The sequence below is a fragment of the Gemmatimonadaceae bacterium genome, assembly GCA_020851035.1.
Classification (GTDB): Bacteria; Gemmatimonadota; Gemmatimonadetes; order Gemmatimonadales; family Gemmatimonadaceae; genus JACMLX01.
Genome location: JADZDM010000017.1, coordinates 110,011 through 126,225, shown reverse-complemented (window position 1 = coordinate 126,225; position 16,215 = coordinate 110,011). Strand labels below are relative to the sequence as shown.

The window sequence follows — 16,215 nt, the reverse complement described above, 5'->3', positions numbered from 1 at the left end:
GCGCCGCCTCCGATGGCGCCGTCGGGGTTGCACGAATACGGCGCACTGCTGGATGCGGTGCGCGGCGCGCGCTGGACGGCGCGTCTCCGTCCGCGCACCACCAACGTCGGTGCGCACCAGGCGCGCCGCATCGGGCCGAACGTCGAGGTCACGGAGTACCGGCCCTACCGGCAGGGCGACGATCCGCGCCGGCTGGACTGGAAGCTGCTCGCGCGCACCGATCGCGCCTACGTGCGCCTCGCGCCCGACGTCGCCACCTCACCCACGTTGCTGCTCCTCGATGCCTCGGCGTCGATGGGCGCGGCACTCGGTGGCGAGGCGAAGTGGCGGATGGCGCGGATGCTCTGCATCGGACTCGCCGCAGTGGCGCGCAGTGCCGGTGACCCCATCGGCCTCGTGATCGCACACGGGAGTGGCACGCGGCGCATCCCGCCACGATCGCGCGGCGACGTGGTGCGCGAGATGATCCGCGTGGTGGATGCGGTGACGCCCGCCGGGTCGCCGCCGCTGGCGCCGATGCTCGACGGGCTGCGCGGCGTGGAACGGATCGTGGTCGTCTCGGACCTGCTGGGCGACGCCGATGCGTTGCTGGCGCGCAGCGCGTCGCTGGTGGCCCGCGGTGTGGAGGTCATCACCGCGCACGTCGTCGCGCGAGCCGAGCTCTCGATCGGCGTCGATCGTGCCGTGGCGGTGGATCCCGAGGATGCCGCGCTGCGACGGCCGCTGTCGCGCGGCACGTCACGGGCGTACGACGCGGCGTTCGGCGACTTCCGCCGCACGATGCGCAACCGCTGGCTCGGCACCGGCGGGCGCTACCTCGAGGTGGTGGACGACCAGCCGCCGGCCGACGCCGTGCGGTCGATGCTCCGGGCGGCGTCGGGCAGTGGAGTTGTGGCATGACCTGGCTGGCGCCGTGGGCGCTGGCGGCCGGTGCACTCGGCATGCTGGGCGTGGTGGCTGCGCACCTGCTGAGCCGACAGCGGCCACGCGCGCTGGCACTGGCAACGGCGCGGTTCCTGCCGGCCGGCATGCTCGAGGCCACGACGATCCAGCCCGTCCCGCGCGATCGCTGGTGGATGCTGCTGCGCCTCGGCATCCTCGCGCTGCTCGCGCTGGCGGTGGCGCAGCCCGTGCGCAGCGGCGCGACGGTGGAGCGGCGCACGGTGCTGCTGCTCGACCGCACGCTGCCGGCCGCGGACCAGCGCGCCGCGCGAGCCGTGCTCGCCCCGACCGATGCGGTGATCGCCTTCGACACCAGCGCCGCGCTGTCGCCACTCGCGGACAGCACCGCGCTGGTGGCGCGCCGTGCCTCACTCAGCGCCGCGCTGGCGCTGCTCGGCCGCCTGCGCGATTCGCTGGCGCGCGGCACGTCGGCACTGCACGTGACACTCGCGTCGCGAATGGACGCCGCCATGTTCGATCCGGCGACCGAGTCGATGCGCGCGCTGCTGCCCGAGCCGATCACGGTGCTGCCGGTGCCGCAGACGGCGGACGACAGACGCCCTCGGGGCGGGATCACGGTGCGCGCCGAGGGTGATGATCCCATCGCCGCCACCGCGCAGTTGCTGGGTGACAGTCTGGCGCCCGCCGGCAGCCTCGTCGTGCGCGGCGCTGCCCTCACCGCGTCTGATTCGGCCGCGGCTCGCCGCGGCGGCACGGTGGTGCACTGGCCCGTGGCATGGACCAGCACGACCGCCGGACTGCGCGGACTCACCGTGCAGCGCACGACGTGGGTCGCACCGCTGGCGCCCGACACCGCCGGTACGCCGGCCGGCGCTGCACCCGTCGGGTGGTGGGAAGGGGGACAGCCCGCGGTCTGGCTTGCCCGTGTCGGGACGGGGTGTGTCCTGCATGTGCGCGCCACGCTGCCGGCGGCGGGTGACCAGACACTGTCCCTGAGCGCGCAGGCGTGGCTTGTGGCGCTGCTCGGCGCCTGCGAACCGGATCACCGCCGCGTGGACAGCGTGCCGGCGTGGCTGGCACCGGCGCCCGCGTCACGCGCCGCCGTCGCGGCCGGTGACACGCGCCGCTCGACGCTCGCACCCTGGCTGGCCGGCGGCGCGTTGCTGCTGGCGGCGCTCGAGCTGCTGCTGCGCGCGCGGAGGCCGGCATGACGCCGCTCCAGCTCGCGGGGCGCCTCGAAGCGCTGCGGCGGTCACTGCACCTGCTGCTCCTTGGCGCCGTGGCGGCGTGGGCGCTCGGCGCGCTCGCGGTCGTGCTTGCGCTTGGTGCACTGGCGCGCATCGCCACCGGCGGTCCGTCACTGGCGGTGCTCTGGACCGTTGCGCTGCTCGCCGGTGCGGCCGTAGGCTGGTGGCGTGCGCACCGACGCCTTCCCTCGCGCATCGGCGCGCTGGATGCCGCACTCTGGGCGGAAGCGCAGGCGCCGGCGCTGCGGTATGCGCTCGTCACGCTGGCGGAGCAGCAGCCGGTGAGCGATGCCGATCCCGTGCAGTCGCGGCTCGCGGCATTCATGGCGACGACGCGCTGGGAGGTCCCGGTGGGCGCGGCGATCCGACGCGAACGATCGCGGCTGCTGATGCGGCTCGCGGCGGTAGTCGCGGCGCTGATGGTCGCGGCGTACCCGTGGCAGGCGCGGCGTGTCTCTGCCGGCGTCGCAGCGCAGGGCACGCGGGGTGCGGCATCCGCAACGGAGACGCCGGGACGGGTGCCGGCGACGGTCGTGCTGCTGCCGCCGGGCTACACCGGTCGCAGCGAGCGCACGCTGGACTTCGGGCAGACCATCACGGCGATCGCGGGGAGTGTGATCCGCGTGGACGGAGAGGGTGATCGCGCCCGGGCCACGTTGCTGGTACAGGAGTCGACGGACAGCGGCAGCGGCACGCCGCGCGCCGTGCACGTCGCGATGCGGCCCAACGGCTGGCGCGGGCTGGTGCGGGTCGGCACGGCGCCGCTGGCTCTCAGGCTGCGCGACGGCATCGGCGAACGGGGGCTGCTGGTGCAACCCGTGGCAGACTCCGCGCCCGTGGCCACGCTGCGCCTGCCCGAGGCCGACACGCTGGTGCTCGACACCACGGCGACACTCCGCCTCGCCGGCACCGTGCATGACGACATCGGGCTGCGTGATGCCCGCGTGGAGTACATCATCTCCAGCGGCGGTGGGGAGCAGTTCACCTTCCGCTCCGGCGTGCTGGCGGCGCGCCGCGCGCCGCTGGGTCGCGACGTCACGCTGGCCACCACGCTGGACCTCGGGGCACTGGGGCTCAGGGGCGGTGACCTGATGCACGTGCGGATCACCGCACACGACGGCAACGCCATCGCGGGCCCCTCGCTTGGCTCGAGCGAGACGCGCACGATCCGGATCCCGCGCGCCGGGGAGCGCGACTCGGTGGCGATCGAGCAGCTGCCGCCGACACCGGTGGACAAGAGTGTCCTGAGCCAGCGGCAGTTGCTCATGCTCACCGAACGCCTGGTGGCGCGCATCCCGCGGATCGACCGGGCGACGATGCTGGCGGAGTCGAACCGGATCGGCACCGACCAGGCGCGGCTGCGCAAACAGGTGTCGGAGATCCTGTTCGCGCGGCTCGGCGACAGCCCGAGCGGCGAGCACGCGCACTTCGCCGGCGATGGCCACGAGCACAACGCCGCCGAGCTCGCGACGCAGTCCACGCCGGAGTCGGTGCTGGCGGCGGCGGATCGCGCGACCGGCGGTGTCAGCGGCATGCTCGACTCGCACGGTGACGAGACACCGGTGGTGGCGGTGAACCGCCCGCTGCTCGAGGCCTACAACGCGATGTGGGATGCCACCCGCGCACTGCAGGGTGGCGTGCCCCGTGATGCGCTGGAGCCGATGCGCCGCGCGGTGGCCGCGATCCAGCGGGCGCGGTCGGCGGAGCGCGTGTACCTGCGGGGCACGCCGCCGGCCGCGGTGGTGGACATCGCGAAGATCCGCCTCATCGGCACCGACAGCGCCCACTTCGAGGCACGGCGCGCGATCGCGGCGCTCCCGGCCCCCGAGCGCCGACTGGCGGAGCGTGTGCTGCAGGCGCTGGCACTGGTGGCGTCACGTGATGCCGCGGCCACCGATTCGCTCCGCCTCATCCGGCTGGATGCCCTGGGCAGCGCGCCGCCGCTCGCCGCGGCCGTGGGTGCGGCCATCGACGCGCTCGACGCCGGTCGCGACGCGACAGAGCCGCTGCTGCGCGCGCGCCGACTCGCGATCGCGCCCTGGCAACGGCGCGAGGCCGGCGCGCTCTGGAGCGGCGGGGCGCCATGAGGTTCACCTTCGCGACCGTACAGTACGAGTCCGGCGACTGGGATTCGGCGCCGCTGCTGGCGGCCAACGTGATCGATGCCGTCGCGCGCTACACCAGCGTGGACATCGCCCCGTCGGGCGCCATCGTGCCGCTGTCGTCGGAGGCGCTGCTGCGCTACCCGCTGGCATTCCTCACCGGGCACCTCCCGGTGCGCTTCACGGCGGCGGAGCGTGCGATGCTGCGGAAGTACTGCGAGCGGGGCGGCCTGCTGTTCGTGGACGACCACAACCACGACGTGGACGGCGTCTTCCACAAGACGTGCACCGAGGAGCTCACGCAGGTGCTCGGTCCGCTGAAGCCGATCCCGAACACCCACGCCTTGTACCGGGCGTTCTTCACCTTCCGCGACGGCCCGCCCACCACGTCGCATGAACTCAACGGCTGGGGCGACAATCTCGTCCACGACCACCTGCAGGGCATCGAGCGGAATGGCCGCCTGGCGGTGATCTACAGCAGCAAGGACTACAGCTCGGAGTGGTCGTTCCATCCGGAGAACAAGAAGTTCCTGAGCGTGGACAACACCCGCTTCGGGGTGAACCTGGTGGTGTATGCCCTCACGCGCTGAACCGGTCATGGTGAATGCCGATGCCGGGATCGCGATGCCGGCGGGAACCGCGCGCGTCGCAGGCGCGGTGCTCCACGGTACCGGTTTCGCGTGCCTGCTGCTGGTGCTCTGGCGACTGCTGACGACGGCGCCGGTGCCGCCCAACCACGTGATGGTGCAGCGGGACGGCGCGATCGACGCTGCGCTCGCATCGCTGGTGGTCTCGGCCTCCGACACGGTGGACGTGACACTCGACGCGGTGCCGTCGGCGCGTGCCCGTGCCACGCTGCGCGCGTTGCGTGGCAGCGGGCGCTCGGTGCTGCTTGGCCGCGCACAGGCGCTGCCGGCGGTGGCGGTGGACGTTGAGGCGGAGTGGCGGGCGGGCGGCGGCACGCGCATCGCCGTGGCGTCGGACGGTGCGTGGCGTGGTGCGATCGGCGATCGGGCCGGCCTGCTCGATTCGGTGGTGATGGACACGGCGGGGCTGCGTACGCGTTCAGGACCGGTGCAGGGCGCAGTGCGACTCGATCTCGCCGGGGCGAACCCCGCGGTCACCGCGCTGGTGGCAGGGGCACCGCAGGTGGCGCGGGTGCTGGTGGCCGGCACGGCGACGTGGGAGTCGAAGTTCCTCGTGGCGGCACTGGAGGAGGCTGGCTGGCCGGTGGATGTCGCGGTGACGCTGTCGCCGCGGGTCACGGTCGGGCAGGGGAGTGCACAGCGGCCGTCACGCGCGCGGCATGCGATCGTGCTGCTGCTGCCCGGGGCGCCGTCGTCGGTGACGGCGGCACTCGGTGCGTTCGTGCGGGAGGGTGGTGGCGTCGTGATCGTGGGCGAGGCGGCCCGGTTGCCGGGGGTGGCCGGCCTGCGCGCGGGGGCACCGGGGGTGATGCTCGACGGCGAGGCGGGTGCCGAGGCGTCGGAGGAGCCGCGACATGGATTGGACCTCGTGCCTGTGACGACGCTGGCGCAGGGCGCCGTGCCGCTCGAGTTCCGGGACGGCCGCGTTGCCGTGGCGGCGCGCCGCCTCGGCGCAGGACGCGTGGTGCAGGTGGGCTACGACAACTCGTGGCTCTGGCGCATGGCCGGTGGCGATGAGTCCCCCGCCGCGCATCGGCGCTGGTGGAGTACGCTGCTCTCCGGTCTCGTGCCGGTGACCGCGCCGCGAGCTGCCCGCCCCGCCTTCGCCGGTCACGACACACTCGACGCCGCACCGGTGGCTGCACTGGCACGCGACCTGGGATTGCCCGCCGCCGGACGCGCACGACGCGCGGATCCGGCGCCTCCGTTCGCGGCCCGACTCGACCTGCGCTGGCTGCTGGCACTCGCGCTCGTCTCGTTCACCGGGTCGTGGCTGATCCGCCGCTGGAGGGGGTTCACGTGACGGTCGCGTACATCTCACACTCCGATTGCGGGCGCCACGACACGGGGTGGAAACATCCGGAGCACGTCGGGCGGCTGCGCGCAATCCCGCGCGCCCTCCGCAACGACTTCGACCTCTTCGACACCATCGAACACCGGGAAGGGCGCCACGCCACGGCGGACGAGATCGCGCTGGCCCACGCGCCGGCCTACGTGGCGCAGGTGCGGGCCCTGGCGGAGGCCGGCGGCGGTCGGCTGGACCCTGACACGGTGGTGAGCGAGGGCAGCTGGGATGCCGCCACCGCCGCCGTTGGCTGCGTGCTGGACGGCATCGACTGGGCCTTCGACGGCTCGGTGGCGCGCAGCTTCTGCGCGGTGCGTCCGCCGGGACACCACGCCCTGCGTGGGGCTGGCATGGGCTTCTGCCTCTTCGGCAACGTCGGCGTCGGTGCGCATTACGCGCGCACGCGCCACGGCGCCGCGCGCGTGCTGATCGTGGACTGGGACGTGCACCACGGCAATGGGACGCAGGACCTCGTGCAGGACGACGCGGGCATCCGGTTCATCAGCATGCACCAGTGGCCGTGGTACCCGGGCACCGGCGCCGCGTCGGATCGCGGGCCACACGGCACCATCTGGAACGTCGCGATGGCGGCTGGCCTCCCGGCGGCGGATTACGTCGCGGCGCTGACGACCGCCGTCGATGCCGCCACCACTGACTGGATTCCCGACCTCGTGCTCGTCTCGGCCGGCTTCGATTCCCTCGCGGGAGATCCGCTTGGCGGGTTCACGCTGGAACTGCCCGACGTCGAGCAGCTCACGCGGATGCTGGTGGAGCGCGCCGAGGCCTGGTGCGGCGGCCGGCTGGTGTCGTCGCTGGAAGGCGGGTACGACCCGGACCGGCTCGGGCAGGCCTGCGTCACGCACCTGCGGGCGTTGCGATAGTGGCCCATCGGGTCGGTATCTTGCACGGATGCTGCCACTCCCCCACCTGCACCAGACCGCCTCGTGAGTCGCAGCCGCCGGCGTGACCGGCCCGCGCCGCGCCTGCGGCGTGGCGACGACACGCGCCTGACCGCAGAGCGCGACAGTGAGGAGCGGGGGCGGGCGCCGGACGAGGCGGGATCCGTCGTGCGGCCGGCGGCGGCGCCCAGCAGCGTGCCGCGCATCGCCTACGCCGTGCCCGGCAGGCCGTTGCGCACCGACCTGCACCCGATGGAGCTGCGCGAGCTCGTGACCAGCGGCGACACCGCCGGCGTGCTCTGGGTCGACATCGACAGCGAGAGCCGACACCAGGTGGCCCTGCTGGAGAAGGTGTTCGACTTCCACCCGCTGGCGGTGGAGGATGCACTCAACCCGCAGAGCCGCGTGAAGCTCGACGAGTACAAGAACTCACTGTTCGTGATCGTGCGCGGAGTGCGATTCTGTGACAACACCGAGGACCCGTACGACATCGAGACCTACAACATCTGCGCATTCCTCGCGAAGAACCTCGTCGTGACGGTGCACGCCGGGCCCAGTGTGCCGGTCGACACGGTGTTCGAGCGCATGGTGGCGAACCCGGACCAGATGGAGCGCGGCGTGGAGCGCGTGGCGCACGCGGTGATGGACCACACCGTGGACGAGTACTTCCCCGTGCTGGACCGGATCGACGAGTTCGTGGACGGGCTCGAGGAACGCGTGTACCAGCGCTTCGACCAGGAGGTCATGCGCGACGTGTTCGCCGTGAAGCGGCTGGTGCTGGCCATGCGGCGGCACCTCATGCCGCAGCGCGAGGTGTTCAGCGTGCTCACCAACCGGCCCAGCCCCTTCCTGCCGGTGGAGTCGCAGGTCTGGTTCCGGGACATCTTCGACCACGTCCTGCGCATCAACGACTCCCTCGACACCTACCGCGAACTGCTCGCCAACGTGATGGACAGCTACCTCTCGCAGGTGTCCAACCGCCTCGGGCAGGTGACGAAGGGGCTGAGCGTGATCGCCACCCTCAGCGTGCCGTTCGTGGTGGTGAGCGGCATGTGGGGCATGAACTTCGAGGACATCCCGCTCTCGCACCACGTGCACGGATTCTGGATCATGCTGGCGGTGCAGCTCGGCCTGGGGGCGTTCCTGGTCTGGCTGCTCCGCAAGTGGTCGCTGGTCTGATGGCGACTCCCGGCGTGCTGGGCGCGGTCCCCGGCTCGCGGAACACGGCGTTGCGCCTGCTGGGTATCGTACAGTCGGGGTCGGTTGGGGACGCCGTCCGGCTGGCCGGCGCCGGTGCCTCCGCCATCCCGTTCCGCGATGTGGCCGCCGTGGTCCGGCCCTGTCCGGTGAAGCCGGATCCGCTGAGCGACGCGGCGCTGGTGGCCCACCACACGATGATCGATTCGCTGTCGAGGTCGGTGACGCTGGTGCCGGCGCCGCCGCTGACCAACTTCCGCACACCGGCCAGCGTGCTGCAGTGGCTGGAACTGCACGCAGTGACGCTGGCCAATGGCCTGGCCTACGTCGACGGGCGCTGTGGCGCACGGGTCACCGCCTCCCGCGACCTGGCCGGCGCCACCTCCGACCCCTCCGTCCTCCCCCCGTCGGCCGCCGCCATCGAGTCGTTCCGCGCCCTCCGGCGTTACGCCAGTGCCACGGTGCCTGTCTCCACGGAGACCGTCGGCGACGGCACCACCATCGCCACCGAGGCCTACCTGGTGGAACGGGTGGCCTGGGACCGGTTCGCCGCCGAGGTGACGGCCGAGGACGTGCGCTCGCCAGGGCTCACGCTGCAGCTCACCGGACCGTGGCCCGTGTACGATTTCGTCCGTCTCCAGTTCTAGCCCGAACCCCGCGCTGAATGTTCTGTCCCGATTGCGGCACCTGGAACCGCGCTGCGGCGCCGCACTGTGTGCGGTGCGGCACGGCGCTGCCGGATGTGGCGGCGCCGCCGGTCGACGTGCCGGATGCCGAGATCACCGCATTGCGCCGCGCCACCGGCGGGCGCTTCGCCATCGTGCGCCGCATCGCCAGCGGCGGCATGGCGCACGTGTACGAGGCGTCGCACGCGGTCCTCGGCCGCCGCGTCGTGATCAAGGTCCTCTACTCGCACCTCTCGCGCGATCCGGAAATGCGCGAGCGGTTCCGCCGCGAGGCCGAGGCGGCCAGCCGGCTCAGCCACCCGAACGTCTGCACCATCCTCGACGCCGGCGTCACGCGTGACAGCACCTTCGTGGTGATGCCGTTCCTCAGTGGCGGCTCGCTCGCGGACCGGCTGGCGCGCCATCGCACCGTGCCCCCTGCCGAGAGTGCCGCGATCGTCGCGCAGATCGCCACCGGGCTCGATCACGCGCACCGGCACGGCATCGTGCACCGTGACGTGAAGCCCGACAACGTGCTCTTCGATGCCGACGGCACCGCGCTGATCACCGACTTCGGCATCGCCACCGCCGGCTTCCACAAGGGACTCACCGGCACCGGCCGCGCCATGGGCACGCCGCACTACATGTCCCCCGAGCAGGCGATGGGCAAGCCGGTGGACGGCCGCAGCGACGTGTATGCCTGCGGCGTGATGCTCTACGAGATGCTCGCCGGCGTCCCGCCCTTCGACGGCGAGGATTCGTACGCCGTCGGCTACAAGCACGTGCACGAGATGCCGACACCGCTCGAGGTCACGGCGCCGTCGGTCTCGACCGCGCTGTCGCAGATCACCATGCGCTGCCTGGCCAAGCCGGCCGGCGAGCGCTACCAGCGCGGCACCGACCTCGCGGATGCGCTGATCCGCACCCTCGACGGCGTGCCGCTCGAGACGCCCGGTGTCCGCGCCGCGCGGCTCGGCCGCATGACGCCCGCCCTCTCCCAGTGATCCCGTCCTGATGCGCCTCGAGACCGAAGTCGTCACCGTCCACACCACGCACCCGTTCGTGATCGCCCGCGGCGGCTCGAGCGAGTGGCGCGTGGTGTGGGTGCGCCTCGTGGATGCCGACGGCCTGGAGGGATGGGGTGAGGCCGCACCGAGCCGGTTCTACGGTGAGACCGCCGACACCGTGCTGGCGGCACTCGACCGGCTGCGCCCGATCATCGAGTCGGCCGATCCGTCCGACATCGAGGCCACCGAGGTGGCGATGGTGAGCGCGCTGCGCTTCAACGCCGCCGCCCGCTGCGCCGTGAGCGCCGCCCTGCACGACCTGCAGGGCAAGCGGCTGGGCGTGCCGCTGTGGAAGCTTTGGGGGCTGTCGCCCGCCGCCAGCCCGCGCACCAGCTTCACCATCGCCATCGCCGCCGATGACGACACCCTGCGCGCACGGGTGCACGAGGCGCTGGCAGCGGGCTATCCCATCCTCAAGGTGAAGCTGGGCAGCGACCGGGACCGGCGCATCATCCAGCTCGTGCGTGACGAGGCGCCGGCGGCGATCCTGCGCGTGGATGCGAACGCCGCGTGGACGCCGAAGCACACGCTCGCCATGGCGCCGCTGCTGCGCGACCTGTGCGTGGAGTTCATCGAGCAGCCGCTGCCGCCCCACGACCTGGAGGGGCTGCGCTTCGTGCGCGACCACTGCGACCTGCCGATCGTGGCCGACGAGAGCTGCCTGGTGGCGACCGACGTCGCGAAGCTGGCCGGCGTGGTGGACGGCGTGAACCTGAAGCTGGCCAAGTGCGGCTCGCTGCGTGAGGCCATCCGCATCATCCACACCGCCCGTGCGCACGGCATGCTGGTGATGGCGGGCTGCATGATCGAGACGAGCCTCGGCATCACGGCGGCTGCACACCTGGCTCCGCTGCTGGACTGCGTCGACCTCGATGGTGCGGCGCTGCTGAAAGACGACCCGTTCCGCGGCGCGACCATCACCAACGGCATCGTCACGCTGCCAACCGCACCGGGACTGGGCGTCACGCGTCGATAGCGCGCCGGGAGTGTAGTTTCCCCGGGTGATCCCGCTGCTCGCCGCCGTTGCACTCCCCGTCGCCGTCCCGCGTGCGTACGTGTACGCGGTGCCGGAGGCGCTGCGTGCCCGCGTGGTGCCGGGCGCGCGCGTGGTGGTGCCGCTTGGCGGCCGCACGCTGCTGGGGATCGTGACCGCGATCGACGTGCCGCAGCCGCTGAAGGGCACGCTGCGCGACATCGTGGCGGCCCCCGATGTCCAGCCGTCCCTCTCCGGCCCATTGCTGCAGCTCGGGCGCTGGATGGCGCGCCACTATGCGGCCCCACCGGGCATCGTGCTGCGCGCGATGCTGCCCGTCGCGCTCACGGCGGCCACCGTGCCCACCGCCGTGGTGAAGACGCACCGCGTGGCCCGCGTCACGACGACCATCGAGAGCCTGCTGGAGCGCGACACGCTGTTCCGCCGTGCGCCGAAGCAGCGCGTGCTCTACGAGCTGCTCGAGTCGCTCGGCGGCACGCACCCGGTGCGCGCCCTGCTGGAGCAGGCCGGTGTCACCGCCGCCGTGCTCCAGCCGCTGGTGACGCGCGGGCTGCTGGCGATCGACCTGCTGCCGGTGGCACGCGATCCCTTCGCCACCCGTGCCGTCGCGGGCGACCGTCGCCTCGTGCCCACCGACCGTCAGCGTGCGGCCATCGACGCGCTGACCGCCCTGCCCCCCGGGGAGGGGGCGCTGCTGCGCGGCGTGACCGGCAGCGGCAAGACGCTCGTGTACATCGAGTACCTGCGCGACGTCGTCGAGCGGCGCGGCGAGGGTGCGATCGTGCTGGTCCCCGAGATTGCCCTCACCCCGCAGACGGTGGACCGGTTCCGCACCGCGTTCGGTGACCAGGTGGCCGTGCTGCACTCGGCGCTGTCGGATGGCGAGCGGTACGACGCGTGGGCCGCCATCCGGCGCGGGGAGAAGCGCATCGTCGTCGGCGCCCGCTCGGCCATCTTCGCGCCCGTGCACCGGCTCGGCGCGATCGTGGTGGACGAGGAACACGAGGCCACCTACAAGCAGGGCGAGTCTCCACGCTATCACGCCCGCGACCTCGCCCGGGTGCGTGCCGTCGCCGAGCGGGCGACGTTCGTGCTGGGGAGCGCCAGCCCGAGCCTCGAGAGCTGGACCCAGGCGCAACGCGGGGAGCTGCGGCTGCTCGAGCTTCCCGAGCGCGCCGGCGGTGCGCAACTCCCGGCGGTGCACGTGATCGACCGTCGCCGGGAGCCGCCCGTCGCGCGGCCGCCGCTGGCCGCGAACGGGGGCATGCCGGTGAGCGGCACCACCTTCGGCCACGCCATCACGCCGGCACTGGAGCTGGCGATCAGCGCCCGGCTCGCGCAGCGCGAGCAGTCCATCCTGCTCCTCAATCGCCGCGGGTACGCGCACTTCCTGCAGTGCAACGACTGCGGCGCGGTGTCACAGTGCCCCAACTGTGCCATCGCGCTCACGTTCCACCGCATGCCCGAGCGGCTCGCCTGTCACTACTGCGGACATCGCGAGGCGCCACCGACGCAGTGTGCCGGGTGCGGCGGTCCGCCGCTGCGCGAGCGCGGGCTGGGCACGCAGCAGCTCGAGCGGCTGCTGGGCGAGCGCTGGCCGGAGGCGCGGATCGCGCGCATGGACATGGACACGACCGGTGCCAAGTGGGCACACGCCACGATCCTCGATCGCGTGGCATCGGGCGAGGTGGACATCCTCCTCGGCACGCAGATGATCGCCAAGGGGCTCGACTTTCCGAACGTCACGCTGGTTGGCGTCATCGATGCGGACGTGGGCATCAACCTCCCCGACTTCCGCGCCAGCGAGCGCTGCTTCCAGCTGCTCAGCCAGGTGGCCGGTCGGGCGGGGCGAGGGGCGAAGGGCGGGGAGGTGTTCATCCAGACGCGTGAGCCCACGCACCACGCCGTGACCTGCGCGGTGACGCACGACTACCTGCGGTTCGCGGCCGAGGAGCTCGAGGGCCGCCGCAGCCCACCGTATCCACCGGTGCTCTTTCTCGCCAACGCCGTCGTGAGCGGCACCGAGGAACTCGCGACGGCGGATGCGGCGCGTGCGCTCGCCGAGTGGACGCGCCGCCTGGTGCAGGCGCGCATGCCCGGGCTGGTGGAGATCGTGGGGGCCGCGCCGTGCCCGGTGGAGCGCATCAAGCAGCGCTGGCGCTGGCACTTCCTGGTGAAGAGCGCCGACGCCGACGCCCTCGGCCGCATCGGCCGCTATGTGGTGGAGCGGGGTCCGCTCCCCTCGGCCGCCGGGCTGCGGCTGGCGTGGGACCGCGATCCCGTCACGCTGCTCTGATGCGCCGCGTGACGGGAGGGCGCTGCGGTCAGGCCCCTTCGACCTGCAGCGTGAAGTCGATGTTGCCGCGGGTGGCGTGGCTGTACGGGCAGACCTTGTCGTGCGTCTCCTGCACCAGCGCCTCCGCCTCGGCGGTCGGCAGCGTCGGCACCGTCACGTGCATCGTCACTGCGATCCCGAACCCGCCACCCTCGCGCGGCCCGACGGAGGTCGAGCAGGTCACCACCGTGCCCGACACGTCCTTCTTCGCCTGGCTGGCCACGAACTCCAGTGCCCCGCCGAAGCAGGCGGCGTAGCCGGCGGCGAACAGGTGCTCGGGAGTGGTGGTGTCGGGCAGGCCGGGCCCGCCCATCTCCTTCCGCACCGACAGGTTGACGCTCACCGAGCCATCGGTCGTCTCGGAGTGGCCGTTGCGGCCACCGGTGGAGTTGGCGGTCGCCGTGACGAGCGGCTTGATGGTGTGGGCTGCCATGGGTGTTCCTGACCTCGGGAGATTGATGTTGATTTCGAAACCAGGCGCGCACAAACGATGCGGGCCGGCTTCCCCAACGAACGTTCCGGCATGTCGAGACGGGTCCTGACGCTGCCGTGGCGCGTGGCGCTGCTGCTGCCGCTGCTGCTGGTGCTGAGTCTAGCGGGTGGCGCGCAGTCGGTGCGCATCACGCTGCGCGACTCCGCGACGGCGCAGCCGGTGGCCGGTGCACTCGTGAGTGCGTCGGACTCGACGGGACGTGTACGCGCCGATGGCCTCAGCAGCGCGGCCGGCATCGTTACACTGCGCCTGCCATTCGCGGGGTCCTGGACGGTGGGCATCCGGCGCATCGGCGTGCAGCCACGCACCCTCGCGGCAGTGCGCGTGGACAGCGGCAGCACGCTGGCACTGCGCGTCGGGTTGCAGAACCTGCGCTACCAGCTCGCCACCGTGCGTGTGCGCGCCGATGCGGTGTGCGGACGTCGCCCGGACGATGGCGACCGGGTGTCGGTGCTCTGGGAGCAGATCACGCTCGCGCTGCGCGCGGCGGTGCTCTCGCGGGAGACGTCGGCGCAGTCGCCGATGATGCGCGTCACGGAGTTCACCCGCGAACTCTCGCCGACGCTCGTGGAACGCGCCAGCACCGTGCTGCGCGACGAGACCGGCTTCGGCCGGCCCTTCTCGGCGGCCGACCCGGATTCGCTCGCCAGCCACGGCTACATCCGCGACGAGCGTGACAGCACCCGCACCTACCTCGCCCCCGACGAGAACGTGCTGCTGAGCGAGGCGTTCGTGCGCACGCACTGCTTCTCGGCGCCGGCCGATGCGGGCCGCGAGCTGGCCGAGCTGCGCTTCAAGCCGGTGCGCGGCCGGACGCTGCCGGATGTGGAGGGCACGGCGTTCGTGGACACGCTCAGCGGCGAGTTGCGCAGCATCGACTTCCGCTACGTGGCGGGGCCGCGCGTCATTCCGCGGGTGGCGAAGTTCGCCGGCGGGAGCGTGACCCTGCAGCGCATCCTGAACGGGCGCTGGATCGTGAGCCACTGGGTGATCCGGATGCCGCTGCTGGTGCTGGATCCGCACACGTTCCGCGTCGGGGTCTCGGGGTACCTGGAGCGCGGCGGCACGGTGGATGCACCGGAGGCGCCGTCGCCGCCACCGCCTACGCGTGACGACGGTCGGGCAGCAGCCAGGCGGTGAGTGCCATCACCGGCGCACAGGCGGCGAGCAGCAGGAGCATGGTGTGCAGTCCATGCAGGTCGGCGATGCGCCCGAGCAGCGGCGCGGCCAGGCCGCCGAAGGTCACCGCGAGGCCGACGGTCACGCCGGACGCCGTGCCCAGGTGGCGGGGCAGGTAGGCCTGTCCGAGCACGACCATCACGCCGCCGGGTGCGAACAGCGCGAAGGCGAGGAGCGGCAGTGCGAGCGAGGCCTGTAGCACGGTTTGCGCGCGCGCGAGGAGCCAGAACGCCGGCGCGACGGCGGCGAAGCTCCAGAGGATCACGGCGCGTGCACCGATGCGGTCCGCCATCCGTCCGCCGACGAACACGCCCGCGAGGCCGATGGTCAGCAGCATCGTCAGCGCGAAGGCGCCGGTCTGCAGTGAGGTGTGCAGCGCTTGCGACCAATAGGTGGGGAGGAAGGTGTTCATCGCCACGACCATCATGCTGCGCATGCCGATGGCAACGCCGAGGAGTGCGAATGCACCCCAGGCGTCGCTGGGCAGCGTGCGATCGTGCGCCGCGTTTCGCGCCGCCTTGCCGCGCGCCGTCGGCAGGGCGCCCATCGCGCGGTTGAGGATCCAGGCGCACGGGATGGAGAGCAGGCAGAGCGCGGCGAGCCCGCCGCGGTACGCGGGCGTGGCGAGTGGCACGACGATGATCGGCGCGAGGGCGAAACCGATGTTCCCGCCGATGGTGAAGAAGCTCATCCCGGTGCCCTTGCGGTCACCGGAGAACATGTTCACGGCCCGGGTGGCCTCGGGATGGAAGGCCGCCACACCGATGCCGGCGAGTCCCACCGCGAGGAGCGCGAGGGTGTAGTTCGGTGCCATCACGGCCGCGGCCACGCCGCCGGCGGCGAGGACGAGGCCCCACGTCGTGAGCCAGGGCGTGGCGCGCCGGTCGGCCAGCCAGCCGAAGAAGGGCTGGAGCACGGCGGACAGGATCGTGGCGGCGAACACGGCACTCGCGCCGCGGGCGAGGGTGAGGTGGAAGGTCGCGACGAAGTACGGCACCAGCGCCGGCACGGCCGCCTGGTAGAAGTCGGTGGCGCCGTGGCCGAGCATGAGCCGGAGTACCGATGGCCGGTCGAAGCGCGGCGGGGCGCTCGTGGTGTCGCTCGCGGCCGGCGCGACCGGCGCGGTCGATGCGGTCACGGCG

At 72.6% G+C, this 16,215-nt stretch carries 14 protein-coding genes; 12 read left to right on the top strand and 2 right to left on the bottom strand.

Going from position 1 to position 16,215, the window contains the following annotated elements; genetic code table 11:
- The first annotated feature begins 12 nt into the window (after positions 1-12).
- The 11 genes from IT355_11780 (at position 13) to priA (ending at position 13,362) form a co-directional block, all read left to right on the top strand.
- Positions 13-900: a DUF58 domain-containing protein gene (locus IT355_11780; GenBank protein MCC7053932.1), complete on the top strand. Its 888-nt coding sequence runs from the start codon at positions 13-15 to the stop codon at positions 898-900.
- Complete coding sequence (locus IT355_11775; protein ID MCC7053931.1) at positions 897-2,114, top strand: hypothetical protein; 1,218 nt, start codon at positions 897-899, stop codon at positions 2,112-2,114. The genes IT355_11780 and IT355_11775 overlap by 4 nt, the downstream gene beginning before the upstream one ends.
- The gene (locus tag IT355_11770; GenBank protein MCC7053930.1) at positions 2,111-4,237 is read left to right on the top strand and encodes a DUF4175 family protein; all 2,127 of its coding nucleotides are present in this window, start codon (positions 2,111-2,113) and stop codon (positions 4,235-4,237) included. The genes IT355_11775 and IT355_11770 overlap by 4 nt, the downstream gene beginning before the upstream one ends.
- A complete protein-coding gene (locus IT355_11765) occupies positions 4,234-4,842 on the top strand; it encodes a DUF4159 domain-containing protein (protein ID MCC7053929.1) in 609 nt (202 codons plus the stop codon). The genes IT355_11770 and IT355_11765 overlap by 4 nt, the downstream gene beginning before the upstream one ends.
- Positions 4,826-6,202, top strand: a complete 1,377-nt coding sequence (locus IT355_11760; GenBank protein MCC7053928.1) for a hypothetical protein — start codon at positions 4,826-4,828, stop codon at positions 6,200-6,202. The genes IT355_11765 and IT355_11760 overlap by 17 nt, the downstream gene beginning before the upstream one ends.
- Positions 6,199-7,125 carry a histone deacetylase gene (locus IT355_11755; GenBank protein ID MCC7053927.1) on the top strand — a complete coding sequence of 309 codons (927 nt, stop codon included), beginning with the start codon at positions 6,199-6,201 and terminating at the stop codon, positions 7,123-7,125. The genes IT355_11760 and IT355_11755 overlap by 4 nt, the downstream gene beginning before the upstream one ends.
- Positions 7,126-7,188: 63 nt before the next feature.
- Complete coding sequence (gene corA, locus IT355_11750) at positions 7,189-8,322, top strand: magnesium/cobalt transporter CorA (GenBank protein ID MCC7053926.1); 1,134 nt, start codon at positions 7,189-7,191, stop codon at positions 8,320-8,322.
- A complete protein-coding gene (locus tag IT355_11745) occupies positions 8,322-8,987 on the top strand; it encodes a GvpL/GvpF family gas vesicle protein (protein MCC7053925.1) in 666 nt (221 codons plus the stop codon). Before corA ends, IT355_11745 begins: the two co-directional genes overlap by 1 nt.
- A gap of 17 nt (positions 8,988-9,004) precedes the next feature.
- On the top strand, positions 9,005-10,009 hold the full coding sequence (locus tag IT355_11740; GenBank protein MCC7053924.1) for a protein kinase: 1,005 nt from the start codon (positions 9,005-9,007) through the stop codon (positions 10,007-10,009).
- 10 nt (positions 10,010-10,019) lie between these two features.
- Complete coding sequence (locus IT355_11735) at positions 10,020-11,048, top strand: dipeptide epimerase (protein ID MCC7053923.1); 1,029 nt, start codon at positions 10,020-10,022, stop codon at positions 11,046-11,048.
- A 25-nt stretch (positions 11,049-11,073) separates the two neighbouring features.
- Positions 11,074-13,362, top strand: a complete 2,289-nt coding sequence (priA, locus tag IT355_11730; protein ID MCC7053922.1) for a primosomal protein N' — start codon at positions 11,074-11,076, stop codon at positions 13,360-13,362.
- Positions 13,363-13,390: 28 nt separating this feature from the next.
- On the opposite strand, the gene IT355_11725 is transcribed toward priA, so the two are convergent.
- Entirely contained in the window at positions 13,391-13,834 is a 444-nt protein-coding gene (locus IT355_11725) for an organic hydroperoxide resistance protein (GenBank protein MCC7053921.1), read from the bottom strand.
- A 90-nt stretch (positions 13,835-13,924) separates the two neighbouring features.
- On the opposite strand from IT355_11725, the gene IT355_11720 reads away from it, so the two are divergent.
- On the top strand, positions 13,925-15,034 hold the full coding sequence (locus IT355_11720; protein MCC7053920.1) for a carboxypeptidase regulatory-like domain-containing protein: 1,110 nt from the start codon (positions 13,925-13,927) through the stop codon (positions 15,032-15,034).
- Here the strand turns inward: IT355_11720 and IT355_11715 are convergent.
- The gene (locus IT355_11715; GenBank protein ID MCC7053919.1) at positions 14,997-16,211 is read right to left on the bottom strand and encodes an MFS transporter; all 1,215 of its coding nucleotides are present in this window, start codon (positions 16,209-16,211) and stop codon (positions 14,997-14,999) included. The two genes, IT355_11720 and IT355_11715, sit on opposite strands and share 38 nt — an antisense overlap.
- Between the last annotated feature and the right edge of the window lie 4 nt (positions 16,212-16,215).

Excerpts from the sequence above, each read along its gene's own strand:
- IT355_11745 (MCC7053925.1), top strand. The coding sequence starts at position 8,322 with ATGGCGACTCCCGGCGTGCTGGGCGCGGTCCCCGGCTCGCGGAACACG.
- IT355_11740 (MCC7053924.1), top strand. The coding sequence starts at position 9,005 with ATGTTCTGTCCCGATTGCGGCACCTGGAACCGCGCTGCGGCGCCGCAC.
- IT355_11735 (MCC7053923.1), top strand. The coding sequence starts at position 10,020 with ATGCGCCTCGAGACCGAAGTCGTCACCGTCCACACCACGCACCCGTTC.
- IT355_11760 (MCC7053928.1), top strand. The coding sequence starts at position 4,826 with ATGCCCTCACGCGCTGAACCGGTCATGGTGAATGCCGATGCCGGGATC.
- IT355_11765 (MCC7053929.1), top strand. The coding sequence starts at position 4,234 with ATGAGGTTCACCTTCGCGACCGTACAGTACGAGTCCGGCGACTGGGAT.
- IT355_11770 (MCC7053930.1), top strand. The coding sequence starts at position 2,111 with ATGACGCCGCTCCAGCTCGCGGGGCGCCTCGAAGCGCTGCGGCGGTCA.
- IT355_11720 (MCC7053920.1), top strand. The coding sequence starts at position 13,925 with ATGTCGAGACGGGTCCTGACGCTGCCGTGGCGCGTGGCGCTGCTGCTG.
- IT355_11725 (MCC7053921.1), bottom strand. The coding sequence starts at position 13,834 with ATGGCAGCCCACACCATCAAGCCGCTCGTCACGGCGACCGCCAACTCC.
- IT355_11780 (MCC7053932.1), top strand. The coding sequence starts at position 13 with ATGGCGCCGTCGGGGTTGCACGAATACGGCGCACTGCTGGATGCGGTG.
- IT355_11775 (MCC7053931.1), top strand. The coding sequence starts at position 897 with ATGACCTGGCTGGCGCCGTGGGCGCTGGCGGCCGGTGCACTCGGCATG.